The sequence below is a fragment of the Klebsiella sp. 2019SCSN059 genome, assembly GCF_021739525.1.
In the GTDB taxonomy this organism is placed as follows: domain Bacteria; phylum Pseudomonadota; class Gammaproteobacteria; order Enterobacterales; family Enterobacteriaceae; genus Klebsiella; species Klebsiella quasipneumoniae.
The window spans coordinates 1-1,315 of record NZ_JAKKOM010000112.1; the positions used below are offsets into that span (position 1 = coordinate 1).

A 1,315-nucleotide genomic window follows, 5' to 3' on the forward strand; every position below is an offset into this window, starting at 1 on the left:
GAGCCTGTACATAAATTTGTGTAATTGCCTGATTTTGATATGTTCAATTCAACATCACAGGCAGGTTACTTTATGGACGAAAAACAGTTGCAGGCTCTGGCTAATGAACTGGCCAAAAATCTCAAAACTCCCGACGATCTCAGCCAGTTCGATCGCCTGCTGAAGAAAATCAGCGTTGAGGCGGCCCTCAATGCCGAGATGTCTCACCATCTGGGCTACGATAAAAATCAGCCTAAACCGGGCTCCAACACCCGCAATGGCTACTCAACAAAGACCGTAGCCACTGCGGATGGTCCACTTGAACTGCGTACTCCCCGGGATCGCGAAGCCACCTTTGAACCCCAGTTGCTGAAGAAAAACCAGACCCGTATTACCGGGATGGATAACCAGATTTTATCCCTGTACGCCAAAGGGATGACCACCCGCGAGATAGCGGCTGCGTTCAAAGAGATGTACGACGCGGATGTCTCGCCGGCGCTGGTCTCAAAAGTCACTGACGCCGTCATGGAGCAGGTTGTTGAGTGGCAAAACCGGCCACTGGATGCCATCTATCCTATTGTTTACCTTGACTGTATTGTCCTTAAGGTCCGGCAGGACAGTCGCGTCATCAATAAATCCGTGTTTCTGGCTCTGGGCATCAACATCGAAGGCCAGAAAGAACTGCTGGGTATGTGGCTGGCCGAAAATGAAGGCGCGAAGTTCTGGCTGAATGTGCTGACAGAACTGAAGAATCGCGGCCTGAACGACATCCTCATCGCCTGCGTCGACGGACTGAAAGGCTTCCCGGACGCCATAAACGCGGTATATCCGGAGGCCCGCATCCAGCTGTGCATCGTACATATGGTGCGCAACAGCCTGCGGTTCGTCTCCTGGAAAGATTACAAGGCCGTTACCCGCGATTTGAAGGCGATTTACCAGGCGCCGACGGAAGAAGCAGGTCTGCAGGCACTGGAAGTGTTCGCCAGCGCCTGGGACAGCCGCTATCCGCAGATAAGCCGGAGCTGGACGGCAAACTGGTTAAACCTTGCGACGTTTTTCGGCTACCCGGCAGATATCCGCAAAGTCATCTACACCACCAACGCCATTGAATCACTGAACAGCGTGATCAGGCATGCAATCAAAAAGCGCAAGGTGTTCCCGACGGACGAGTCAGTGAAAAAGGTCGTGTGGCTGGCAATCCAGGCCGCCTCACAAAAATGGACGATGCCGCTGAGGGACTGGCGCATGGCAATGAGCCGTTTTATCATCGAGTTCGGTGACCGCCTCGACGGTCACTTCTGAGAAAAGGCATTTACACAGAATGGTGTACAGGCTC

The 1,315-nt window shown here is 53.1% G+C and carries 1 protein-coding gene; it reads left to right on the forward strand.

Annotated features, from left to right (window positions below; all coding sequences use genetic code 11):
* Positions 1-72 precede the first annotated feature (72 nt).
* Positions 73-1,281 (forward strand): IS256 family transposase, encoded by a 1,209-nt coding sequence (locus L2I46_RS29125; protein WP_015344990.1) that lies wholly within the window; start codon positions 73-75, stop codon positions 1,279-1,281.
* The last annotated feature ends 34 nt before the right edge of the window (positions 1,282-1,315 follow it).